Origin of the sequence: Rhodanobacter sp. B2A1Ga4 (assembly GCF_018101315.1) — a bacterium.
In the GTDB taxonomy this organism is placed as follows: Bacteria; Pseudomonadota; Gammaproteobacteria; order Xanthomonadales; family Rhodanobacteraceae; genus Rhodanobacter; species Rhodanobacter thiooxydans_A.
On the sequence record NZ_JADBJR010000004.1, the window covers coordinates 234049 to 258418 of the forward strand.

General features: G+C 64.6%; 18 protein-coding genes and 1 pseudogene. 15 read left to right on the forward strand and 4 right to left on the reverse strand.

The annotated features are described in order from the left end of the window. Positions 1-39: 39 nt before the first annotated feature. From IMW82_RS14195 to IMW82_RS14210, 4 genes and pseudogenes are all read left to right on the forward strand, one after another. Positions 40-552: a hypothetical protein gene (locus IMW82_RS14195; protein ID WP_211004999.1), complete on the forward strand. Its 513-nt coding sequence runs from the start codon at positions 40-42 to the stop codon at positions 550-552. Between the two features lie 362 nt (positions 553-914). Continuing rightward, positions 915-1063, forward strand: a pseudogene (locus IMW82_RS14200) (leucine zipper domain-containing protein); the annotation flags it as partial. Positions 1064-1236: 173 nt separating this feature from the next. Beyond that, a complete protein-coding gene (locus tag IMW82_RS14205; protein WP_211005000.1) occupies positions 1237-3135 on the forward strand; it encodes a hypothetical protein in 1899 nt (632 codons plus the stop codon). Continuing rightward, positions 3132-4865, forward strand: coding sequence for a hypothetical protein (locus IMW82_RS14210; protein ID WP_211005001.1), 1734 nt, complete (start codon positions 3132-3134; stop codon positions 4863-4865). Before IMW82_RS14205 ends, IMW82_RS14210 begins: the two co-directional genes overlap by 4 nt. A 362-nt stretch (positions 4866-5227) precedes the next feature. Here the strand turns inward: IMW82_RS14210 and IMW82_RS14215 are convergent, their stop codons facing one another. Next, positions 5228-6055: a ribonuclease H-like domain-containing protein gene (locus tag IMW82_RS14215; RefSeq protein ID WP_345777137.1), complete on the reverse strand. Its 828-nt coding sequence runs from the start codon at positions 6053-6055 to the stop codon at positions 5228-5230. Beyond that, positions 6052-8460 (reverse strand): DEAD/DEAH box helicase, encoded by a 2409-nt coding sequence (locus tag IMW82_RS14220; protein WP_211005002.1) that lies wholly within the window; start codon positions 8458-8460, stop codon positions 6052-6054. Before IMW82_RS14220 ends, IMW82_RS14215 begins: the two co-directional genes overlap by 4 nt. A gap of 199 nt (positions 8461-8659) precedes the next feature. Between IMW82_RS14220 and lexA the strand changes: the two genes are divergently transcribed. The 11 genes from lexA to IMW82_RS14275 all read left to right on the forward strand — a co-directional run bounded on the left by lexA (position 8660) and on the right by IMW82_RS14275 (position 21798). After that, positions 8660-9280 (forward strand): transcriptional repressor LexA, encoded by a 621-nt coding sequence (gene lexA, locus IMW82_RS14225; RefSeq protein WP_211005003.1) that lies wholly within the window; start codon positions 8660-8662, stop codon positions 9278-9280. Next, positions 9280-9903 (forward strand): translesion DNA synthesis-associated protein ImuA, encoded by a 624-nt coding sequence (gene imuA, locus IMW82_RS14230; RefSeq protein ID WP_211005004.1) that lies wholly within the window; start codon positions 9280-9282, stop codon positions 9901-9903. Before lexA ends, imuA begins: the two co-directional genes overlap by 1 nt. Positions 9904-9915: 12 nt before the next feature. Next, positions 9916-11319 (forward strand): DNA polymerase Y family protein, encoded by a 1404-nt coding sequence (locus IMW82_RS14235; protein ID WP_211005005.1) that lies wholly within the window; start codon positions 9916-9918, stop codon positions 11317-11319. Beyond that, positions 11316-14387 (forward strand): error-prone DNA polymerase, encoded by a 3072-nt coding sequence (locus IMW82_RS14240; protein ID WP_211005006.1) that lies wholly within the window; start codon positions 11316-11318, stop codon positions 14385-14387. Before IMW82_RS14235 ends, IMW82_RS14240 begins: the two co-directional genes overlap by 4 nt. A gap of 401 nt (positions 14388-14788) precedes the next feature. Beyond that, positions 14789-15742, forward strand: coding sequence for a LysR family transcriptional regulator (locus tag IMW82_RS14245; RefSeq protein WP_211200246.1), 954 nt, complete (start codon positions 14789-14791; stop codon positions 15740-15742). Positions 15743-15840: 98 nt separating this feature from the next. Further along, positions 15841-16551, forward strand: coding sequence for an SDR family oxidoreductase (locus tag IMW82_RS14250; protein WP_211005008.1), 711 nt, complete (start codon positions 15841-15843; stop codon positions 16549-16551). A 65-nt stretch (positions 16552-16616) separates the two neighbouring features. Next, positions 16617-16853 carry a 4-oxalocrotonate tautomerase family protein gene (locus tag IMW82_RS14255; protein WP_211005009.1) on the forward strand — a complete coding sequence of 79 codons (237 nt, stop codon included), beginning with the start codon at positions 16617-16619 and terminating at the stop codon, positions 16851-16853. Positions 16854-16939: 86 nt separating this feature from the next. Next, positions 16940-18142, forward strand: a complete 1203-nt coding sequence (locus IMW82_RS14260) for a YbfB/YjiJ family MFS transporter (protein WP_211005010.1) — start codon at positions 16940-16942, stop codon at positions 18140-18142. Positions 18143-18272: 130 nt separating this feature from the next. Then, complete coding sequence (locus IMW82_RS14265) at positions 18273-18683, forward strand: VOC family protein (RefSeq protein ID WP_211005011.1); 411 nt, start codon at positions 18273-18275, stop codon at positions 18681-18683. Positions 18684-18757: 74 nt separating this feature from the next. Next, positions 18758-20404: an acetolactate synthase large subunit gene (locus IMW82_RS14270; protein ID WP_211005012.1), complete on the forward strand. Its 1647-nt coding sequence runs from the start codon at positions 18758-18760 to the stop codon at positions 20402-20404. A gap of 2 nt (positions 20405-20406) precedes the next feature. Further along, positions 20407-21798, forward strand: a complete 1392-nt coding sequence (locus IMW82_RS14275) for an aldehyde dehydrogenase family protein (RefSeq protein WP_211005013.1) — start codon at positions 20407-20409, stop codon at positions 21796-21798. 142 nt (positions 21799-21940) lie between these two features. Here IMW82_RS14275 and IMW82_RS14280 read toward each other — a convergent pair whose 3' ends face one another. After that, positions 21941-22882, reverse strand: coding sequence for an aldo/keto reductase (locus IMW82_RS14280; RefSeq protein ID WP_211005014.1), 942 nt, complete (start codon positions 22880-22882; stop codon positions 21941-21943). Between the two features lie 17 nt (positions 22883-22899). Beyond that, complete coding sequence (locus IMW82_RS14285; protein WP_211005015.1) at positions 22900-24354, reverse strand: efflux transporter outer membrane subunit; 1455 nt, start codon at positions 24352-24354, stop codon at positions 22900-22902. Positions 24355-24370: the final 16 nt, after the last annotated feature.

The window sequence follows — 24370 nt, forward strand, 5'->3', positions numbered from 1 at the left end:
GAGGCAGACACACGTTTGTGGCAAGCGTTGGGGGAAAGAATGGACAAATATTCTGGATCGGATGACATCTATCAGGTATTGGTTGAAGAGTCTGAGGAAAATTGGCTGCTGGGATTGTTGGCGTTTGCGGTGGTTGAGGAGCAGCGAATCGAGTGGGTGAAACATCACCTTAAAACCACAGGTGTTTCGCCGGCGCCGGATGACATTCGGACGTGGTATGAATCACAACCCGAAAGCGTGCTGGTAAGAGCAAGAGCTGAGGCAGAGAATGCTCTGAAGAGTTACGGAGCAGAAGCGGTCGAAGAATTTGACGATGCGTATAGGAAAGAGATAGCCCAAGGAATTGTGGTGGCTGAGATACAAAAACTCGGCCGATGGTTGCCGCAATTTGGAATGAACGTTGCCGGCGGTGTTGTTTCATCCATTGTGTTTGCCGCCATTCTTGTTGTTCTAGCGCTTTTTGTTCTAAAAAATCCGTCGACTAACGACATCGCAACGAAGCTAAACAGTCAAATGGGAGCTCAAAATGGCCAAGTCGGAAGTAACAAGTAAGCGTGCAGCGTCATCGGCCTCAAAAGTTTTGCGCGACAGCGGATCTAGCAAGTCAGCGAAATCGGCTGCGGGTTCGGCGCTTTCTCAGAGAAGCACATCAAAAACGACGTCCTCTGGTGCAGCTTCGGCGGCATCTAAGGCGCTTAAGAATGCCGGCTCAAGCAAGGCAGCTCGGTCGGCTGCAGGATCGGCCCTAACGCAGAAGCCTAGCGGGCGTAGGTGATCGTGGCGATCAGCGACTGTTATCGTGGGTTGGGATGGGGATCGTCGTCCGGACGCAACCATTCGAATCTTGCCTGAGGAATCGGGGCACCTTTGGAAGATGGGTGTTGAGAAGTCAACCAAGCCCTCGGAAGCCCCGGATGAACCTGCATAAACGTGCCTGTCTGGTTCTTGCAGTCGAGCTCTGCTTGTCGAGCGGATCCTCGTTCAGGGCTTGCGCGTGGAAGAAGTGGCCCATGCGGCCGGCGTGAGCGTACGAACCGCCCCGAAGTGGCTCAAGCGCTTCCGTTGGGAAGGGCTTGATGGTCTCGTACGCCCGGCCAGAGAATTGCGAACTTAGCAAAGTAGGAGATGTTGTGCCCCAGGTTCGCCAACATTGGCAGCTAGCGCGCATCATAATTTCAACTGGCTATCCTTCATGTCGCGAGCTTCTAACCCACGGTGCGCGGTAGCCTGACGAACATGAGCGAATCCAAATCCAAGCTGGACGAGTTGGCCTGGCTGTCCCTGACAAAGCCGGACACAGCGAGCATTGAGGCTTTAGGGTTGACCTCTGACGATGTCAGCGAAATCTGTGACCTGTCGGACAGTCGGGTGTCCTTCCGCGATCCGGAGTACGCGAAGGAGAGAGCAATCCGACATATCCAGCTTGCCGTGATTGCTCCCGCTGCCAAGACGCCGTCTGAGATGTTCAAAGTATTGCAGCGGTGCTGGCTTGCCTCCGGGCCGACGCGCGAGAAGAACCTCTGTGGGCTCGCGTTGGCACGGCTCCATAACTCGGGCGAAATGGACGCCCTGCAAGCTGCGATCGAGGCGGTTCGAGAGGGAGGGGACGCGTTCGCCGTTTCCAGGGTGCTATCAGCGAGCCTGCCGTTCTTCGATGGAATCGACGTGCCCAACTTGCTGGTCCTGGCTGGGCTGGCAGGTCCGCAAGCGCTCCTTCACCACGCGGCAGGGGAATGGATGAAGGACCATCCCTCGTACCACGACGAGATCGTGGCCGGCTGCCTGGCCATTCGGAGCGAGGGATTGGTGCCGCTGCTGCGGACGGCGCTGATTCGGGGAGCTGCCGTCGACAGGGGTTCCTGGCTGGCGCGCATCCATGCGCTGGTGGTCGACAGCAATGAACTCGTTTCGCTGCCGGCAATCGAAGCTTTGGGCCTACTGGATTGGAGCGACGCCCGAACCGAGGACACTGAGAAGGCAGTCGAGGTGATCCGCTTAGGTCTGCAGTCGAGCGTAGAACGCCGGCTTGTGGCCGCAGTGGGAGCCGGCCTCAATCTGGTCAGCACCGCTCCCGATCAGCACAGATTGATCGACGAAATCGCCGCATTGGATCGACCCTATGTGGTTCAGCAGATTGGGGATCATCTGGCATACCGGGGCGAACATCTGAAAATGCAGCCGTGGTACCAGCAGAAGATCGACCTGCTGGCCACCAAGTCCGGACAGGGCGAGGGCGCCTATCACGGTCTTGATCACATCCTAGCTGCCCGCTGCAAGTCATCGGACAAATCCGCAAGTCTGCGGTGGCTGGACATGTGGGCAGCCGCGAACGCGAACGATACGCCGTCGTTTCCCAAGCGTTTTTCCGAGCTGTTCGAAGCTCTTGCGCAGGACAATGAGGCGCTTGGGGCGTTGCTCGCCAGATGGCTCAAGCACGACGACATCGGCATCGTGAAGATGGCGAGAAGCGTTCTCGACGATCTCGGCTTGCGCGAAAGAGGTGGTCTGGCATTCCCAGCATCCGTCCTCGACGGAATGTCTCAACCAAGCCTATTGCACCTGGTTCGTCGCATGCTGGCAAACGTTCTTCGCGAAGAACAGAGGATTTCCCTTGTCTGGTCGTTGACTCGCACGGATTCCGCGGAGTCTCGCACGTATTCGCTGGTGCGCGACGCGATGGTGAACTTTGTTGGCTATGACTATCCCACAGCAACCAGGGAATACCTGGAGGCTGTCGTGGTCAAGGAGGGACAAGCGCCGGCGGGGCAGTTGGCGCAGCAGATCCTAGAAGCAATGAAGGAGTACTACGACGCGCTGGATGCGTTGCCTGTGATCGAGGAACTGCGGCCGCTTTCCGAGGATCGCCATCGATTCGCAAAAGAACATTACCGTCTGACGAACAAGGCGTTCGAGGAGGCCAGTAAGAACTCCATCTTCCGTCAGATTGCCACCACAGTTCACCTCAAAGCAGGTCGCTCATCGTTCTCCATGCGGAACGGTGAAGTGGGTGAAAAGATGCACATGTCGTCCATGTCCCATTTCATGTCCCTGCCGCGCAGCGAGTCGACAGACAAGGTAGGTAGTGACCTGCAGCGCCTACAATTCAACCTGGACAAGGACGGCGGCGAGCAATGAAGCTGATTGTCAAGGAGTTCCTCAGTCAACTGAAGGAGTCCGGGGAGCTGGATCGCCTGCTTCCCGACTTGCTGGCGCGCATGAAGATCATTCCTATTAGCCGTCCCCAGATCGGGGTGCGGCAGAACGGCGTGGACGTTGCGGCCGTTGGCAGGGACAAGGGCGGAGCGAAAGCGCTCTTCCTGTTCGTGCTGAAAGTCGGCGACCTAGGGCGCCGGGACTGGGATGGCGGGGTCAATGCCGTGCGGGCGACGTTGAATCAGGTGAAGGATTCCTACCTGCACAGCTTCGTTCGTCCAGAGCACCGGAGTTTACCTGTCAGGATCGTGGTTTGTTCCACAGGCCAACTGAAGCAAGATGTGACGCAGGATTACAACGGTTATGTCGCTGACAACCAGACCGAACGTGTGAGCTACGAGTTCTGGTCAGGTGATGATCTTGCGGCTCTTATTGAGACGCATCTTCTTGACGAATACGCGATCGACCCATCGGAGCGCGCGGATCTTCGACGGGGCATCGCGCTGGTCGGTTCCAGGGATTACGACCTGCGACATGTATACAAGCTGCTGGATGCGCTTCTGCTGGGAAGCCACGACGGCAGCGTGCGTCCCACTACAGCACATCGAAAGAAGTTCATCCGTAAGCTGAGGACCGCAGCGCTTGTGTTAGAGATCATCTTCCGCTGGGCGAATGAGGAGGGAAATCTGCTAAACGCCTTCAAAGTTGGGGAACGATGCTGCCTATGGGCTTGGGAATTCATCCGGGTGCGCGAGCTGTTCAAGTATCGACCGGCGATGGCTTCGTTCAGGGACATCTACCAGATCCACGGTCGCATCTGCAGGGCCTACTATGACAAGGTAGGGCCGTACTTCATGGCGCGCGATGGGATTTCCGTCTATGCGGGCGAGAACGCGCTGGTGACGGGCAAAGTGTTCGAGCAGATCGGCGTGCTGGCCGAGATTGGGCTAGTGCAGCTTCAAAATTCCAGTGGCGAGGACGGTCAAGTCGCCGCCGGAAACGCCGATGCCATCGCAAAGGTCCTGGTTTCGCTGACCAAGAACAATCCCTCGTCCGGATCGCCACGCTATGACGAGAACGCGATCGAGCTGTCAATGGCGTTCATGCTGCTTCTGGGGACGGGCAACAATGAGGCTGCGGAGGCGTGGTTGGATGAGCTTGCGAACCGCGTGTCCTACTGTCTCAGGACGTCGAAATGTTTCCCGATTTCCACAGATTCCTTCGATGACCTGGTTGCTTTGGAGGTTGGGGAGCTAACGGAAGAGGAAGTCGGGAAATTGAAGGATCTCAGTACGCTGGTGCCGACACTCATGTACTGGAGCGTCGTGTTTGGCCATGACGTACTCTATCGCAAGTTGCAGAGCATCCAGGGGAGTATCTTTGATGGCATTTGCCTGCAGCTTTGGTATGCGGACGAAGCGACCGAGTCGCTCGTGTATCGTGAGTCTGCGCAGTACGAAAGCGGAACCACGGAAGCGCCCATTGTCTTCCCTGCGGATGTGGATGAGCTGATTGCGGGAGAGAAGAAGAAGCTGGATTCGAAAGCGATCGTCGGCTTGGACGCATTTTCAGCCGTTCGGTACGGCATGTTTGTGATGGTGATGATGGCGTGCCGGCATTACAGAACGCCATTTCCTCCGCAATTCTGGATGTCGTTTATTGTTGCCCGCTCGAGAGTGCCAGCCTCCGATCAGAACGATACAACCCCATAGGATTGCGATGGGCTTGGTGTGCCACCGTAAGCTCGAGGGCAAGGGCGACGTCTCCGGCAAGTCGCAATCACGCGCGACTGATCTCTGACCTGTTCAGTCCGGGCAGACGTGGTGTCCATGACGCAGGACGTGGGCGATGAAAGCCCTTTGTGCACTGGATACGAGACGACGCAGGTGACTCCATCGTCGCTAGTGCCGCGCAATCAGACGGCCCGTTGCTAGTGGGGGCGCGCGTGATGATGGCCGCAGAATTTCTGTCGAGTTCGATGGAAGTAATGCCTTGCGATCGAACCAGATAAGGCAAGGAAGAGCGATTAGATGGGGTTATCGGGCGTAGGGCACCGGGTCAGCTAGCCCGATGCCTAATGAGGCAGTCCGGCCAAGTGCAGTAACACGCCAGCCAAACTTTTCAAGTCTTGCGCGTTGTGTGCCAACACCCGCCTAAGATTCAATGCAGACCCTCCGCGCAGATAGCCGAGCCAGGCGGCGGGGGCTTCCGAGCCCGGCAAATCGTCTTCCCGTACTACGCCGAGCAGCTCGCGCTCGGCAGTGACCAGGCGGCAGTTTTCCCACACGCCTTTCCAGCGTCGACGCACGGGATGGAGCAAATCCAGATGACCGAGCCCGAACAACGGATCCGGCAATCGCGCCAGGCGGTAGCGCGCTTTCAGCAGGGGTGAGTCGTAGCACTTGCCGTTGTAGCTGACGAGCACGGTGTCGGGTTGCAGCCACTGGGCAAAGGTTCGCAACATCGCGGTTTCGGCGGCCATCGTGGTGGTGGTCAGCTGGCGCAGGCGAAAACGCCCGTCGGCCAGCCAGTCCGCCGCCCCGATCATCCACGCGCGCGTGCCGGTGCCGCCAGCAAGGCCGGTCGTCTCGGTATCGAAATGCAGCAGTCGGCCGTGGGCAACGGGTTCGTCCCAGCGCGCAAACGCGGTATCGATCAGCGCAGCAGGGCGTCCCCCATCCACGATCGCTTCGGTGAAGAACAGCCCTGGCGCGATCTCGGCTCCTGGCACGAACCGGTCACTGGACGGAGCACGTTGTGCCACGCCCTGCATGCGCGAGCGCGCCTGAATCAACCGGAACACGTCGGGCGCGAGGGCGGGTTTTGGCGTAGCCGCTTCGGACAGGCGCGATTGGCCTGACTCTGTGCGCAGCTGCCGCAACCGCGCCGCCAAGGCGCTCACAGCGCCACCAGCAGCGCCAGCACGCGCAACGCCAAAGCCTTGGGTGTCGTGGCCGCGTCCTCATCGGCCGCAAGCACCGGGCCCACGCAGCCCGGGCAGCCGCCGCGGCAATCGCATCGTTCGATGAGGGTCACCGATTGCGCCACCAGGTCTTCGCGCCGGTTGAACAGCGGTTCGCTCTGGCCGATGCCGCCGGGGAACGCGTCGTAGAGATAAACCGTCGGCGTGAACGGCGCGTCAGGCGCCAGAGCGGCAGGCTGCCCGTCGCTGCCGCGGATCTGGCCGCGGCCGCTGATGTCGGCGCTGACGAACCATGCACCGTCGCCGCTGCCCACGGACTTTTGCAGGTCGCGCGCCTCGGCCATCACGGCGACGGTCGCCACGATGTGGAGTGCGTAGGCCGCTCCAAGGAAACCATCAAGCGCCTGCTGTCGCTGCTCGAACGCCGCATCCAGCACCGCCTGCGGGAGCTGCCACCACACCGCCGTCGTGTGCAGTTCCTGGTCGGGCAGGTTGACGGGGCCGAAGCCGATGTTCTCGTGCGAGTAGAAGCGGATCTTCTTGTAGCCGGGCACGCGCCTCACGACATGCACCTCACCATGGTGGGCCTGCCCACATCCGGCGTTGGACGTGTCGAAGCAATCGAGCACCTTGAGTTTCGTGTAGTCGATCGCGTCGGTGTAGTAGTCCACGTGGGTGCGCGTGACGTAGGCCTTGCGGCCTTCCCAATCCAGCCGTTCGACCTGGTAGGGCACGGACTGGATCATGTGGATGGCGCCCTCATAGAGCGTCACCGGCGCAGCGGTGTAGTCGACTTCGGCAATGATCGTCTGGCGTCCGTTGGTGCGATCGACCACCACGAAGTTGCCGTCCGCCACCGAGCGCAGCGACACGGCGATGGCCGGGTAGCTGTCGGCGATCCACTCCCAGCGATCGCCTTCGCGATGCAGCACGCCTTCCTCGCCCAGCACGTCGAGCCAGGGCGTGGCGACTTCGGTGCCGAACATCTCGTCGCCGATGAAAGGCAGCTCGAAGGCAGCGCAACGAATGTGGTCGAGAAGGATCAGCGGCTGATCGGGCTGGATGCGTGCGTGCTCCGGCGGCGCGCCCTGGAAGAACTCCGGGTGTCGCACGAGGTATTGATCAAGCGGGTCGGAACTCGCCACCAGCACACCCAGAGCCGACTGCTGCCGGCGACCGGCGCGGCCAAACCGCTGCCACGTGGCGGCGACGGAGCCGGGATAGCCGTTGAGCACGACGACATCGAGACTGCCGATGTCCACGCCCAGCTCCAGTGCCGACGTGCTCACGATCCCGTCGATGGTGCCGGCGCGCATCTCGCGTTCCGCCGCACGCCGTTCCTTCGGCAGATAGCCACCGCGGTAGGCGCGGATGCGCGCGGGTTTGCGCGGGTCGCTGTCGAACACGTCTTTCAGATACTTCGTCAGCACTTCGACCATGGTGCGCGACTGGGCAAACACCAGCGTCTTCATGCCCGACTTGATCGCCAGGCGCGCAATGCGGTTGGTCTGCGACCGCGCCGAGGCGCGCAGGCCGAGATCGGCATTCACCACCGGCGGGTTCCACAGCAGCACATGCTTGTCGCCGGTCGGCGCACCGCTTTCGGTGATGGCAGCCACCGCATCCTCGATCAGCGCTTCGGCGTGCTCCTTCGGATTGCCGATCGTCGCGGAGCAGAGAATGAATTGCGGCGTCACGCCATAGAACGCGCACACGCGCTTGAGCCGGCGGATCACGTTGGCCACGTGCGAGCCGAACACGCCGCGGTAGGTGTGCACCTCGTCGATCACCACGTAGCGCAGGTTCTCGAAGAACTGCGCCCACTTGGTGTGATGCGGCATGATGGCCTGGTGCAGCATGTCCGGGTTGCTGACCACGATGTCGCCATGCAACCGGATCGCCTGGCGTGCGTCGCCGGGCGTGTCGCCATCGAAGGTGAAGGCTTTGACGCCCAGTTCGCCGGCCTGGTTGAGTTCGAGCAACTCGGCCACCTGGTCCTGCGCCAGCGCTTTCGTCGGAAACAGATACAGGGCCTTGGCGTGCTGCTTCATCGCCGCGGTGATGACCGGCAGGGTGTAGCAGAGCGACTTGCCCGAAGCGGTAGGCGTAACGATGGCGACATGCGCGCCGGATTGCGTCGCCGCCCATGCCTCGGCCTGGTGGCTATACAGCTGCTCGATGCCACGCGAGCGCAGGGCGTGTGCGAGCGCAGGTGGCAGATCGGCGGGCAACGGCGCGAAGGAACCTTCACGGCCGGGCACGACGAAGGCACCGGTTATCCTCGTCGCATACCGCTTCGAGAGCCGCTGGGCCAGCGTGCGGCCATCGCTGGGGTTGCGCAGGACCAGTTCATCGGATGCGTAGCGGTCGGGAAGGGCGTTCATGCGGTGGCCTGGTCGGATGATGGGCAGTGAATCGCGGCGCCATCTCATCCCGTGAGATGGCTTCGGCGGACGCTGGGACGGAAGCCGCATTCGAAGTCGGATGCGATCAGCGCGCTAAACCCTTGATCTGTCTCAGGTGGTCCGGCGCGGCTTTTTTCCATCTTTCATTTTCACCTATTTAGGTGAAACTATGTGAGCCATGACCATCCAGATCACCAGCCGCCAGTCGAACGTCCTTGCTTTCATCCGCGCCCGGATCGAGCGCGATGGGCAGTCGCCCACGCTCGAAGAGATCGGCGAAGCCCTGGGGATCGGCAATGTGAGCGCGGTGCTCAAGCACGTCCGCTCGCTCGAGGCGAAAGGCCGGCTGACGATCGAACCCAACCGCGCCCGCAGTATTCGCCTGGTGCGCGAGTCCGACCCCATGGATGCCGACACGCTCGATCTACCCCTGATCGGCCGCATCGCGGCCGGCGAACCCTTGTTTTCGGAATCACGGGTCGATCGCAGCCTGCGCGTGTCGCGCTCGCTGTTCCGGTTGCGGCCGGACTACCTGGTGAAAGTGGTTGGCGATTCGATGCGCGACGAAGGGATCCTCGACGGTGATCTGGTGGCAGTGCACGCCACGCCGGTAGCCCGGCACGGCCAGGTGGTCGCAGCGCGTGTCCGCGGCAACGAATTCACCATCAAGCGGCTGCATTGGAAGGGCGACGTGATCCGGCTGATGCCGAACAGTCCGGGCTTCAAGCCGATCGACGTGGACCCGACGGAAGACTTCGCGATTGAAGGTCTGTTTGCGGGCCTGTTGCGAGGCAGCTGATGAGCGCCGTGGTTCCGCTGTCCGCGTTGCTCGATGCCCGCCAGGTCTGGCGCGGTCGTGCTCCCGAGGTGCCGATCGGCGAGCAGCCTACGGGATGGGGCGCACTCGATGCCGTGCTGCCCGCAGGCGGTTGGCCCGAGGCTGCGCTGTCCGAAATCCTGCTGCCTGTCGATGGCGTGGGTGAACTTCGACTCCTGCTGCCCACGCTCGCCCGGTTGACCCAAGGTCAGCGCCACGTGGTGATCGTGTCGCCACCGTATGCACCGTGTGTCGCTGGCTGGCGTCAGCAGGGTGTCGACATGCGCCGGGTGGAAATCGTGGCTGCCTCCGAGAAGGATGTGCTCTGGGCGACCGAGCAGTGCCTGCGCTCAGGAAGCTGCGCCGCCGTGCTGGCGTGGCCGCATCACGCCGACGATCGCGCCTTGCGTCGCCTGCAGGTCGCCGCAGTCACCGGGCAGGCCCTCGCTTTCGTGTTCCGCGATCGCTCCCACCTTTCCAACGCCTCGCCTGCCGCGCTGCGACTGGAACTGGAAGCACCGCCGCGCCCGCAGGTCTGGGTGCGCAAATGCCGAGGCGGGGCCGTGCCCGCCCAGGCCATTCCCTTGCCGCGTTCTGTCCATTGATGGCGCTCAGACATGTTATGGGCCTGCATCAACCTGCCAAGTCTGGCGCTGGATGGGATTCTCCGACGCCGTCCCACGGAGGGACCGCTGGTGCTCGTCGACGGGCCGGTCAACGCACGCACGATCGTTTCGGTCAATGAAACCGCCCGAGCGGCAGGTTTGCATATCGGACAACGACTGAGCGCTGCGCAAGCGCTGTTGTCGCACTTCGAAGCGATCCCGTATGACCGCGAGTCGGTGGAACGGTGGCACCGGTTCCTGGCTGCCGTGGCCTACCGCTACAGCTCCGAGGTCAGCCTGCTGCCGCACGCGATCGTGCTGGAGGTCAGCAAGAGCATGGGCCTGTTCGGGCCGTGGCCACGGCTTGAATCCATGCTGCGGGCGGACTTCACCGACCTGGGATTCCGCCATCGCATGGCGGCGGCGCCGACCGCTCACGCCGCGCATGTGCTGACCACGGTGTCCGACGGGCAAGCGGTGCTGTCCGTCGACACGCTGCGCAACGCCCTGCAGCGGGTGCCGATCGCGAAGAGTCAGTTACCCGCGAATGCCATCACGGCACTGCCGAGCATGGGCATCCGCACCCTGGGTCAAGTGCTGGCGCTGCCGCGGGACGGACTGCGTCGACGCTTTGGCGCAGAACTGTTGGCGTCCCTGGATCGCCTGACCGGTGACCTGCCTTCTGGCCTGGCGTCGTATCGGCCGCCGGACACGTTCGATCTGCGCATCGAGTTGCTCCACGAGGTCGAGAACCAGTCTGCGCTGATTTTCCCGGTGCGGCGCATGGTGGATGATCTGGCCGCGTATCTGGCCGGTCGCGATGGTGGAGTGCAGCGCTTCCTGCTGCGCCTGGAGCACCGCGAGGGGCGTTTCACCGATGTGCCGGTGGGCCTGCTGACGCCGGAACGTGACGGCGCCCTGTTGTTCGAGTTCGCGCGCGGTCGATTGGAACACGTGACGCTGCCCGAGCCGGTGCTGGCATTGCGTTTGAGCGCCCGCGATCTGCCGGCGTTCGTGCCCGCGGGTCGCGACCTGTTCGACGAGCGGCCGGCGAATGCGTTGGCGATCGAGCAGTTGCGCGAGCGACTGCGCGCGCGGCTGGGCGATGGCGCGGTCTATCGGCTGGGCAGCACGCAGGATCCCCGGCCTGAGCGTGCCCAGCGCGAGGCCACGCATGACGAAGTGCCGATCGAACCGCACCCACGCCCCACCTGGCTGCTTCCACGTCCCATCCCCTTGCGCGGCGGGAACCCGATCATCCTGGCCGGTCCGGAGCGTGTGGAAACGGGTTGGTGGGATGGCGGTGAAGTCTGCCGCGACTACTACGTCATCGAGACTTCACTGGGGCAGGAGGCCTGGGCGTTCTGCGCGCCCGATGAGCAGACCGGCTGGATGATTCACGGGTGGTTCGCATGACGGCCTACGCGGAACTCCATTGCCTGTCGAACTTCTCGTTCGGGCGGGGAGCATCCAGTGCACGCGAATTGTTCGAGCGCGCGAAGACGTGTGGCTATGCCGCGCTGGCGATCACCGACGAATGCTCGCTCGCCGGCATCGTCCGTGCGCTGGAAGCGTCCCGTGAAACGGGTGTGCCGTTGATCGTGGGTTCGGAAATCCAGCTCGACGATGGCCCGAAGATCGTCGTGCTGTGTGAAACGAAGGAAGGCTATACGTCACTGTGCAGCCTGATCACGACGGGGCGACGCGCTTCCGGGAAAGGCACCTATCGCCTGACGCGTGCCGACGTGGCCACCGGCTTGCCGGGCACGCTGGTCCTGTGGGTACCTGACTTGATCGTCGACATGGCGCACGGTCGCTGGGTGCGGCAGACGTTCGGCGATCGCGCCTGGCTGGCCGTCGAGCTGCATCGCGGACCGAACGATGCGCGGCGGGTGCGTGAACTGGAAGCGATCGGTCGCGAGGTCGGCCTGCCGCTAGTGGCAGCAGGCGACGTGCACATGCACATCCGGCGGCGGCTGGCTCTGCAGCACACCCTCACCGCGATCCGTCACCGCGTGCCGATCGCTGAGGCGGGCGGTTTGATCGCGCGCAATGGCGAACGGCACCTGCGTCGCTGCCACGTGCTGGCCAAGCTTTACCCCGAAGCCTTGCTCGACGAGAGTGCACGGATCGCCGCGCGCTGCACCTTCACGCTCGACGAACTGCGCTACCGCTATCCGGCGGAACTCGTCCCGGAGGGTCATACCCCCACCAGCTGGTTGCGTCTGCTGACCGAAGAGGGAGCGTGTTGGCGCTGGCCCGAGGGCGTGCCGGAGAAAGTACACAAGCAGATCGAGCACGAGTTGGGATTGATCGAAGCGCTGCACTTCGAGGCCTATTTCCTCACCGTGCACGACATCGTGCGTTTCGCGCGCAGCCAGGGAATCCTGTGCCAGGGTCGAGGCTCGGCCGCCAACTCCTCGGTGTGCTTCGCGCTCGGCGTGACCGAGGTCGACCCGATGAAGATGAGCCTGCTGGTCGAGCGGTTCATCTCCAAGGAGCGCAACGAACCACCGGACATCGACATCGACTTCGAGCATGAGCGCCGCGAAGAGGTCATTCAATACATCTATCGCAAATACGGGCGGGAGCGTGCGGCCCTGGCGGCTACCGTCATCTGCTACCGCGGCAAGAGCGCCGTGCGGGATGTGGCCAAGGCCATGGGCTTGCCGCTGGATCAGGTCGATCAGTTGAGCCAGGTGTTCGCGTGGTGGGACGGCGATGAGTCACTCGCTGAGCGGCTGCGCGAGCGGGGGTTCGACCCTGAGAGCGCAGTCATCCGGCGCATCATCAAGCTGACAGCCGAGATCCTGGACATGCCGCGTCACCTGTCGCAGCACGTCGGCGGCTTCGTGATCGCGGATGCGCCCCTGAGCGAACTGGTGCCGGTGGAGAACGCTGCAATGCCCGATCGCACGATCATCCAGTGGGACAAGGATGACCTCGACACGATGAACCTGTTGAAAGTCGATTGTCTGGCCCTGGGCATGCTCACCTGCGTGCAGAAATGCTTGAACATGCTGCGCAACCAACGGGGGAAGGATTACACGATGGCCACACTGCCATCGGAAGATCCCGCCACTTACGCCACGATCCAGCGGGCGGACACGGTGGGTGTGTTTCAGATCGAGAGCCGGGCGCAGATGGCCATGCTGCCGCGACATCGCCCTGAGAACTTCTTCGATCTGGTCGTGCAGGTGGCGATCGTTCGCCCAGGTCCTATCCAGGGTGACATGGTGCACCCGTATCTGCGGCGCCGCAGAGGCGAGGAGCCTGTCGACTATCCGTCGGAAGAGTTGAAGGAAGTGTTCGAGCGCACGCTGGGTGTGCCGCTGTTCCAGGAACAAGTGATGAAGCTGGCCATGGTTGCCGCCGGGTATACCGCCGGGGAGGCGGATGGACTTCGGCGCGACATGGCCGCATGGAAGCGGCGCGGTGGATTGGAGAAGCACCGCGAACGCATCCTGACCGGCATGACCGATCGCGGCTACACCACGGCCTTTGCCGAGAAGCTGTTCGAGCAGATGAAGGGCTTCGGCAGTTACGGCTTTCCCGAAAGCCACGCGGCCAGTTTCGCTGGCATCGTCTATGCGAGCTGCTGGCTGAAGTGCCACGAGCCCGCTGCATTCGCATGCGCGCTTCTGAACAGTCAGCCCATGGGCTTCTACTCGCCGAGCCAGATCGTGCAAGACGCCCGGCGTCACGACATCGACGTTTTCCCCATCGACGTGCAGTGCAGCGATTGGGACAACACGCTGATCACTCGTGACGAAGAGCCTCCCGCGATCCAGCTTGGTTTGCGCCAGGTGCGCGGGTTCAATGAAGATACTGCACGGCGGATCATGGCGGCCCGCGCACAGCGCCCGTTCGCCGACATCGCGGATCTCTGCGCGCGAGCGGCCGTGGATAAACGCCATCAGGAGTTGTTGGCGCAGGCCAGCGCGTTGCGAGGTTTGTCGCGGCATAGGCACCACGCACACTGGGAGATCGCCGGCGTCGAAAAGCAGCTGCCGCTGTTTGGCAACGTCCGTCCGGCAGACAGCGAAGTGAAATTGCCGAAGCCGACGCAGGCCGAGGACACGCTGGCGGATTACGCGCGCACCGGCCTGACGTTGGGGGTGCACCCCATGGCACAGATCAGGGATCGGTTGCGTGCTGCCCGGTGTACCGACTCGCGGACGCTGCGCAAACGACCCCACAATACCTATGCGCGTGTTGCCGGGATCGTCACGATGCGTCAGCGACCTCAGACAGCCAGCGGGGTGACGTTCCTGACGATGGAAGACGAACACGGTCTGGTCAACGTCGTCGTCTGGCGCGATGTTGCCGAAACGCACAGACGGGCGCTGCTGGAATCAGAACTGCTTGGAATCGATGGACGATGGGAGGCGGTCGACGACGTGTGCCATCTGATCGCCAGTCGGCTGCTCGACATGAGCGAGCTGCTCGGAGGGCTGGATGTGCGGTCGCGAGATTTTCATTGAGACGGCGCAGAACGAGTGCGTGCACCGTAAAGCGGTGATCGCTCTTCAGTCAGCATGCGTCGGCGCAGCGCTGCAGATCACCGACTGCGGAAGCAAATTGCCATCTGTCGCTGGCAGATATCGACCCAAAGCCGACACTTGCTAATCCTCAATGCACCAGGTCTGACAGCCCCCTGCAAAAGCGGGGATGGCCTGCTTTCGATCAACGAATATCTGCTTCGCTTAACGAGTACGCTCTGAAAGTTAGTATTCAGATGTACTCCCGTTTCAGGGCAGAGACGCTATCGAGCTGGCCCATATGACGTGGAACCGCGCTTCGCGACCGCCCGATTGGGCAGGCGCGTAAGATCTCCAGTCCCGATGCTGTGCGAAGAGGCCTACCGGTGGACCGAATTGATGCCATGAGGGTCTTCATCGCCGCGCTGGACGAGGGCAGCTTGGCCGGTGCCAGCCGCCGGACCGGGCGCTCGGCGGCCGCAGTGAGCCGGGCCATCGCTTTCCTCGAAGCGCATGTCGGCGTGCCGTTGCTGCACCGGACCACGCGCTCTCTCAAGCTGAGCGAAGCAGGTGAACGCTATGCGCTCGCCTGCCGGAAGCTGCTGACTGACCTGGAGGAGGCGGACCGCCAGGCGGCGGGCGAGCGGTCGCTGCCGCGAGGGGTGCTGGCGATCTCTGCCACCGTTTTCACAGGCGTCGAGCTGTTGCGACCGATCGTCGACGCCTTCATGGAGGAGTTCCCCTCGGTTAGCGTGCGGCTGCAACTGCTGGAGCGTCCGGTGAACCTGATCGACGAGGGCATGGACCTGGCGCTGCGTATCACGCATCTGCCCGATTCCTCGCTCGTCGCACTCCCCGTCGGTGAGGTGCGGCGGGTCGTGGTGGCCTCGCCACGCTACCTCGCTACGCATCCGCGGATCAGCGAACTGTCCGACCTGGGCAAGCACCAGATCATCGCCATGGCACACATGGGACAGGAGTCCTGGACTTTCCCGCCCCAGGACGGCTCCTCCGTGCCGCATGCGGTGGCGTTCGTCCCGCGCCTGGTGGTCAACAACGTCAGTGCTGCTGTGGCGTCGGCCGTGGAAGGACACGGCGTGACCCGCGTGCTGTCGTATCACGTGGCGTCGGAGATCCGGCAGGGCTTGCTGCAGGTGGTTCTCGCCGAGGTGGAACCGCCGCCGGTGCCGGTACATCTGGTATCGCCGTATGGACGTCTATCGGTGCCGAAGGTGCGCGCATTCGTCGACTTTGCGCTGCCGCGCCTGCGCACGCGTTTTGCCAGCCTTGCGCGGGAGGCGGCGATGTCACCGCCGGCACCGATTCGTGCGCGACGCGGAAGAATGTCTGCCGGATAGCAGGGATTCGCAATGCTCCGGGGCGAGCCTAGATTGCCAGGCATCGGGCAGTTGCCCGGTCGGCTTCAAGCCGCATCCCATTCCCGGAGACGCATCCCATGAACAATCAACAGAAAGTCGCCATCGTGACCGGCGCATCCCGCGGTATCGGCGCGGGCCTGGTCAAGGCATTCCGTGACCGCGATTACCGCGTGGTCGCCAACGCCCGTTCCATCCAGCCGTCCAGTGACCCTGGCGTTCTCGCCATTCCGGGCGACATCGCCGATCGCTCGGTTGCGCAACGGATCATCGCCGAAGCGCTGGCCCAGTTCGGTCGCATCGACACGCTGGTCAACAACGCCGGCATCTTCACCGCCAAGCCGTTCACCAGCTTCACGCTGGAGGACTATGCGAACAACCTGGCGGTCAACCTCGACGGCTTCTTCCACATTACCCAACTGGCCATCGCGGAGATGGAGAAGCAGGGCAGTGGCCACGTCGTGAGCATCACCACCAGCCTGACCGACCACGCCATCGACGGCGTCCCGTCGGTGCTGGCTGCACTTACCAAGGGTGGCCTGAACGCAGCGACCAAGTCGCTGGCGATCGAGTACGCCAAGCGCGGCGTGCGCGTGAACGCGGTCTCGCCCGGCGTGATCAAGACGCCGATGCATGCGCCGGAGACGCACGGCGCGCTCGCCGGCCTGCACCCGGTGGGCCGGATGGGCGACATCGCCGACATCGTCAACGGCGTGCTGTACCTGGATTCGGCCGGGTTCATCACCGGCGAGATCCTTCACGTCGACGGTGGCCAGAGCGCCGGTCACTGAGTTCCCAGTAAAGCCGAGGGCGGGCGGCTCGCCGCTCGCCCTCGGCCCCCATCGAGGACACGATCATGCCCTACGTAAACATCCGGATTACCCGTGAGGGAACCGCTCCGGGCCGCAACGCGGCGACCGCCGAGGAAAAGGCCGCGCTCATCAAAGGCGTCAGCGAGCTTCTGCTGAACGTACTGAACAAGCCCGTGACGTCGACCTTCGTGGTCATCGACGAAGTGGACACCGACAACTGGGGCTGGGGCGGGCTCCCCGCGCTCGAATTTCGCAGACAGCAGGCGGGCGCGAAGAAGTAGCGGCTCCATCGCCGGCCGCCCTGCGGCCAGGCTGCGCACCTCGACAGGCCCGGCAGGGTTCGCTCCGCCGGGCTCGGAGATCTCACGTGTCGATATCCCTGGAAGTGCATCCGGTTTCGCCCTGGCGGGTCACCCTGGCAGGCTTCTGCGCGAGCCTGGTCGGCATCGGTTTCGCCCGCTTCGCCTATACCCCCTTGCTGCCCGCACTGGTGAGCGCCCACTGGTTCGCCGCCTCCAGCGCGGCCTACCTCGGGGCGGCGAACCTCGCCGGCTACCTGGCGGGAGCCGTGGCGGCGCGCCCGTTAGCGCGCGCCGTCGGCCCCCGCGCGGCGATCAACGGGATGATGCTGCTCGCCTCGCTCGCTCTGGCAGCCTGTGCGTGGCCGTTGTCGTTTGCGTGGTTCTTCGTGTGGCGCTTCGCCTCCGGCCTGGCCGGTGGCGTGCTGATGGTGCTGGCGGCGACGGCGGTGTTGCACCACATCCCACCGCACCGCCGCGGCCTGGCCAGCGGTGTCATCTTCATGGGTGTCGGTGCCGGCATCGCGGCCTCCGGCACGGTGGTGCCGCTGTTGATCCGCCAAGGCCTCGCGGCGACCTGGCTGGGACTCGGCGGCCTGTCGCTGGCGCTGACCGCGATGACGTGGAGAAGCTGGCCCCACGGCGCCGCGCAGGCCGCATCCCTGGCCGATGGCGCTCCGGACGCAGCCGGCCAGTCCACGGCGCTTCGCGCGCTGTATGTCGAATACGCATTGAACGCGGTCGGACTGGTGCCGCACATGCTCTTCCTGGTCGACTTCGTCGCACGAGGCCTGCATCAGGGCGTGCAGGTCGGGTCCGGCTACTGGGTGCTGTTCGGGTTGGGTGCGCTGATCGGGCCGGTGCTTGCAGGGCATCTGGCCGATCGCATCGGCTTCGGTCGTGCGCTGCGCCTGGCGTTCCTGGTCGAAGCGGCGGCCGTGGCGTTGCCGGCGCTGGGGCAGGGCGCGAGCGCACTGATGCTGTCCAGCGTCGTGGTGGGCGCCTTCACGCCGGGCATCGTGCCGCTCGCACTTGGCCGCATCCACGAGCTGCTGCCCCACCGTCCCGCGCAGCAACGCGCCGCGTGGAGCCGGGCAACCACGAGCTTCGCCGTCCTGCAGGCCACGGCGGCCTACGGGATGTCCTACCTGTTCGGAAGGGATGGCAGCTACACGCTGCTGTTCACGCTCGGCAGTCTGGCGCTGGTGGCGGCACTGGCGGTGGACGCTGCGCGTGGATGGCGGTACCGCACAAAAGGCATCGCGCAGTAGCGCGGCATTCTTCCGGTATGCGCAACAGTGTCTGCCGGACGTCAGCTATTCGTTTGGTCTCACTGGCGGCGTAATGTTGTCGGCGATTCCGGCCGGGCATGTGTCCGGCCATCATGCAGGAGTACGGTCTGTGGCAGACGCGAATCCCTACACCCTGGGTGTCGACCACGTCGGCCTCACGGTGAGCGACATCGAGCGCTCCCGCCGCTTTTTCGTCGAGTGCCTGGGCTGGAAGGTGGTGGGCGAGAATCCCGCGTACCCGGCCGTTTTCGTGTCCGATGGGATGACGCGGGTGACCCTGTGGCAGGCCGATGGCGACCACGTCGCGTTCGACCGGCGCCGAAACGTCGGCTTGCATCATCTGGCCCTGAAGATCGGGAACCTCGATGTCCTTTTGGAGCTTCACGCGCGCGTCTCGGCCTGGCCGGACGTGGTGGTCGAGTTCGCGCCCGAGCCGGTGGGCAAGGGGCCCAGGGTGCACTGCATGGTTCGGGAGCCCGGCGGCGTCCGTATCGAGCTGGTCTGTACGCGCTCGGGCTGACGGTTCATGCCGGGATCACCGGCGGCGGCTCGCATGAAGCACGCCGGGTCGCCTGGCTATCGTGGAGATAGGTCATGTTGAAAGCTTCGGATCTGTTCGTCGCCGCGCTCGAGAACGAGGGCGTGGAGCGCATCTTCGGCATCCCCGGCGAGGAAAACCTCGACCTGGTCGAGTCCATTCGCCGGTCGTCGATCCAGCTGGTGCTGACTCGGCACGAGCAGGCCGCGGCCTTCATGGCCGCGACCTACGGCCGGCTCACCGGCAAGCCGGGGGTGTGCATCACCACGCTCGGGCCCGGTGCGCTGAACCTCGCGACGGGGGCGGGATACGCGCTGCTCGGCGCCATGCCGATGATCATGATCACCGGCCAGAAGGCGATCCGCTCATCGAGGCAGGCGCGGTTCCAGATCGTCGACGTGATCGCCACGATGAAGCCGCTGACCAAGCTGTCGCGCCAGATCGTCTCGCCCACCATGATTCCCGCCATGGTGCGCGAGGCGTTCCGCGTCGCCGCGGAGGAACGGCCCGGGCCGGTATTGCTGGAACTACCCGAAGACATTGCCGCGGAGTCCTGCGAAGAGACCGCGCTGATTCCGGCGCATCCGATCGAGCTCCCCGTCGCGAGCACGGAGTCCATCGAACGCGCGGCGCGGCTGATCATGCAGGCGCAGGCCCCGCTGCTGATGCTGGGCGCGGCAGCGTCGCGTCCGCGCTCCTCGTCCGATCTCGCCACGTTCGTCCTGCGCACCGGCATCCCGTACTTCACCACGCAGATGGGCAAGGGCACGGTACCCGGCGGCAGCGAGCTCTATATGGGCACCGCGGCGCTTTCCGAGCGGGACTATGTGCACGAAGCCATCGAGCGGGCGGACCTGATCGTCACCATCGGTCACGACACGGTCGAGAAGCCGCCGTTCCTGATGGGCGCCAAAGGGCCGAAGGTCGTGCACATCGGCTACGAGCCCGCGCATGTCGAACAGGTCTACTTTCCCCAGGCCGAGGTGGTCGGCGACCTGGGGCCTTCGCTGCGGCAACTGGCCGATCGCGTCGAAGGGAACATCCCCAATGCGCAGGCGCTTCTGCCACTGCGCGAGGGCATCCTGAGCCGGATTGCTGCACGTGCCACCGAGGATCGCTTCACGCCACAGCGGCTGGTGCACGACGTGCGCGAGGTCATGCCGGCCGACGGCATCCTCGCCCTCGACAACGGCATGTACAAGATCTGGTTCGCGCGCAACTACCGTACGCAGGTCGCCAACACGCTCCTGCTCGACAACGCACTGGCGACCATGGGCGCGGGCCTGCCCTCGGCGATCATGGCCGCGATGCTGTATCCGGGGCGCCGCGTCATGGCCGTCTGCGGCGATGGCGGATTCATGATGAACAGCCAGGAGCTGGAGACGGCCGTCCGGCTCAAGCTCGACCTGGTGGTGCTGATCATCGAGGACCGGGCGTTCGGGATGATCCGCTGGAAGCAGGCGGTCGATGCGTTTCCCGATTACGGCATGACCTTCGACAACCCGGACTTCGTGACCTATGCGAAGGCTTATGGCGCGACCGGGACCCGGGTGGAGTCGGTCGGCGAACTGCGCCCCACGCTAGAAAAGGCGTTCACCGATGGCGGTGTGCAGCTCGTCGTGGTGCCCATCGACTATTCGGAAAACAAGCGCGTGCTGGTCGACGAGTTGCAGCAGCGCTTGCCCATCCAGAAGGAGGCCTGACCATGACACACCCACTGCAGGTAGTGCAGGCATTCGACCGCGCGGTGATTGCCGAGATAGCCGTCGACGATGCTGCCGCCCTCGAAGCCAGGCTCGCCACGGCCAGCCGCATGCTGCGCGACCGCGACGCGTGGCTGAAACCCCATCAACGCAGTGCCGTGCTGCTGCGCACCGCCGGATTGCTGCAGGCACGGCAGGGCCATTTCGCCCGGCTGATCGCCCAGGAAGGGGGCAAGCCGCTGGCGGATGCGACGGTGGAGGTGATCCGGGCCGTCGACGGATTGCGCAATGCGGCCGAAGCGATCCGCACCTTCGCGGGTCGCGAGATTCCGATGGGCCTGACGCCCGCCAGCGAAGGACGCTGGGCATTCACCACCAAGGAACCGATCGGGGTGGTCGCCGCCATCTCCGCGTTCAACCATCCGCTGAACCTCATCGTTCACCAGGTGGCACCGGCGATCGCCGTCGGTTGTCCGGTCATCGTGAAGCCGGCCGCCGTCACCCCGTTGTCCTGCCTCGGTCTGGTGGATCTGCTGCGCGAGGCCGGGCTCGACGAGGCGTGGTGCCAGACCTTCATCACCGACGACAACGCGCTGGCCGAGCGTCTGGCCACCGATCCGCGGGTGGCCTTCCTGAGTTTCATCGGCTCGGCCAAGGTCGGCTGGTACCTGCGAAGCAGGCTGCCTGCCGGGACGCGCTGTGCGCTCGAGCATGGCGGCGCCGCGCCGGTCATCGTCGATCGCAGCGCGCCGCTCGATGCCATCATCGAGCCGATCGTGAAGGGCGGTTACTACCACGCCGGCCAGGTCTGCGTTTCCACCCAGCGCATCTTCGTCCACGCGGACATCGCGGACGGCTTCATCGAGCGGCTGGCCGCCCGTGTCCAGGCGCTGCGGGTGGGCGATCCGTTGCTCGGGCACACCGAGATGGGCCCGCTGATCGCGCCGCGCGAGGCGGATCGCGTGCTGTCGTGGACGGACGAGGCGGTGTCTGCCGGCGCGAAGATCGTGGGCGGCGGACGCCTGTCCGAGACCACGCTCGCTCCCGCCGTGCTGCTCGATCCACCGACGGAGGCGAAGGTGTCGCAGCTGGAGATATTCGGCCCGGTCACCTGCGTCTACGGCTACCGGGATCTCGATCAGGCCATCGACGCCGCCAACGCGCTGCCCTTCGCGTTCCAGGCCAGCGTGTTCTCCTCGGATATCGCCCCGGCGATGCGCGCCGCCCGGCGCCTGGATGCGTCCACGGTGCTGGTCAACGACCACACGGCGTTCCGCACCGACTGGATGCCGTTCGCCGGTCGCCGGCAATCGGGTTACGGCGTGGGCGGCATCCCGTATTCGATGGAAGACATGTCCCAGGACAAGATGGTCGTCCTGCGCTACGAGGGTTAGCCCGCCGACTCCGCCCGCCGCGGCGGTCCTGGCCCGACGGCCTGCCTGCGCGGCAGGCCAAGGCGTTCAGCCCTTCTGCTGCCGGATGTGCAGCCCGGAACCTGACACCGATGCGGCCCCGACGGCCGCATTGGCGGCCGCATCAGCCGGCCTTGGGAACGAATCCCGGTACGCCGGTATCGACCACGGCATTCAGCCGGAACGTCGTCTCGATGCCGCTGCGCATTTCCTGCATGGCGTCTTCGGGCAACGGCGAGATCGCGAAGTTCTCCCGGATGTGCTCGGGGTTGGTCGAGGTGGTCAGGAAGGCACCGCCACGCTGCACGGCCCAGGCCAGGGCGACCTGGGCTGGCGTCCTGCCGAGCCGATGCGCGATGGCCTTGATCACCGGGTCGTCGGTGACGCGCGGTTCCATGCCGTGGCCCAGCGGGGCGAACGCGAGCAACACGATGCCGTGGGCCTGACAGAACTCCAGCAGCTCCCACTCGGGCAGGTAGGGATGGCATTCCACCTGCACCACGGCAGGCATGATCCGGGCCACCGCGACGATCTCCTTCAGCCGCTCCAGGCGGATGTCGGAAAGACCGATGAAGCGACACTTACCCTCGTCGACGAGCCGCTCCATCGCCCGCCATGTCTCCACCAGCGTCACTTCCCGGTCGTACGCGGGCTGGCCGTCCTCGTCGGTCGGATACTGTTCGTCGCCGGGCCGGAAGGCGTAGGGCGTGTGGACGAGGTAGCCATCCACGTAGTCGAGCTGCAGGCGCTTGAGACTCGCCTCGAGCGCGGGGCCGACCCGCTCCGGCCGGTGATTGTTGTTCCACAGCTTGGTGGTGACGAACAGATCCTCGCGCTTCACCGTGCCGGCATCGAAGGCCTCGCGCATCGCCTGGCCGACGACGTCCTCGTTGCGATAGAGCTCGGCGCAGTCGAGATGGCGAAAGCCGGTCTCCAGCGCCACCTTGATCGCCTGCCTGGCCGCGACGGGGTCGCGGATCAGGGTGCCGAATCCGACCGCGGGCAGCGTTCCGGCCCCGTTGGCCAGTGGGAGGGTGGATTCGTAAAGATGTTCTGCAGGTTGCATGTCGGTTCTCCAGGTCATCATTCGTTTTCGCGGGCCATCCTGAGGGCAAGAGCGCCATCGGAATGGCCACCCAGCGCAACGGAGAGCTGCGCCGTGTCGAGGTACTGCGCCGTCTTTGCGCGGAGTTGCCCGATCAATGCGCGCTGGTAGGCCCGCTGGGCGTCGAGTACCTGCGGCAGCCCGGTCTCGCCCGCCTGGTAGCCCGCCTGGCTGATCCGCAGGCCGGTTCCGGCGGCGTTCAATGCGCGCTGCTGCGCCGAGTATTCCTCGTTGTCGTGGTTGATCGCCTGCAACAGGTCGGCCACCTGGCCCAGCGAGCGGATCACCGTTTGCCGGTAGATCGCGAAGCTGGCCTGGTAGGCGTCGACGGCGCCGCGGCGGTTCGCCTTGAGGGTACCGCCGTGGAAGAACGGTCCGGTCAACGCCCCGGCGACAGCCCAAAGCGTGCCTGCGCCCGGTCCGGCCCGGCTCACCGATGCGGAGAGCTGCAGGTGCGGATAGAGGTCCGCGGTGGCCGCGCCGATCGCGGCGCTCGCCGCATGCAGTTCGGCCTCGGCCTCGAGGATGTCCGGGCGCCGACGCGCGAGCTCGGAGGGCAGGGTGAGGGGAAGATCGGCCGGCAGCACGAAATCGGATAGCGCGAAGTCCGGCGGCGTCCAGTCGGCAGGACCTTTCCCCGCAAGCACGGACAGCGCGTGCCGTGCCGTATCCCGCTGCTGCGCCAGCAGCGGCAGCAAGGTCTGGTCCTGCGCGAGCTGATTCAGCGCGAGCGCGACGTCCACCTGGGTCGCGCTGCCGTAGCGCTCGGCGGAGCGGACCAGCTCGAGGTTCCTGCGGTCGTCGGCCAGCAGCTCGTCGAGCGCGTCCATCTGCGCCCGCGCGGAGGCGAGCAGGATGGCCTGGCGGGCGACATCGCCGGTCACGGTCAGGCAGGCGGCATCGAATCGATGACGCTGCAGCTCGGCCAGCGCCGCCTGCTCCTCGATCCGCCGGCGGTTACCACCGAAGAGGTCGAAGTCGAAGCTGACCTGCGGGCCGACCGCGTACTGGGTGGCGGTGGTTCCGCGCCCTGTGCGTTGGCGCCCGCCCTGGGCGGCGACATCCACCTGGGGCAGCAGCGCACCACCGGCCGCGGCGACGGCTTCGTTCGCCTGGGCGATGGTCGCATCGGCAGCGTCGAGGTCCAGGTTGCCGGCGACCGCCTGGCGCATGACCTGGTCCAGCTTCGGCGAGCCGAACACCGTCCACCAGTCGTCAGCGGGCGCGCGATCCGTGTCGATGTGCTGCGCGCGTTCCGGCACGCCGGGCGCGGTGAGCGCCCGCTCAGCCTGCAGGTCGTAGTGGCGCGAAGCGGGTGCGGCCGGTCGCGAGAAGTCGGGGCCGACCATGCAGGCCGACAGGAGCAGGGCCAGGGCGGCAAACAGGGCCGCCCTGGCGACGCGCCAGGAAAGGGATGATCCAGACAGTTTCATGCGCGGCTCCGGCCTG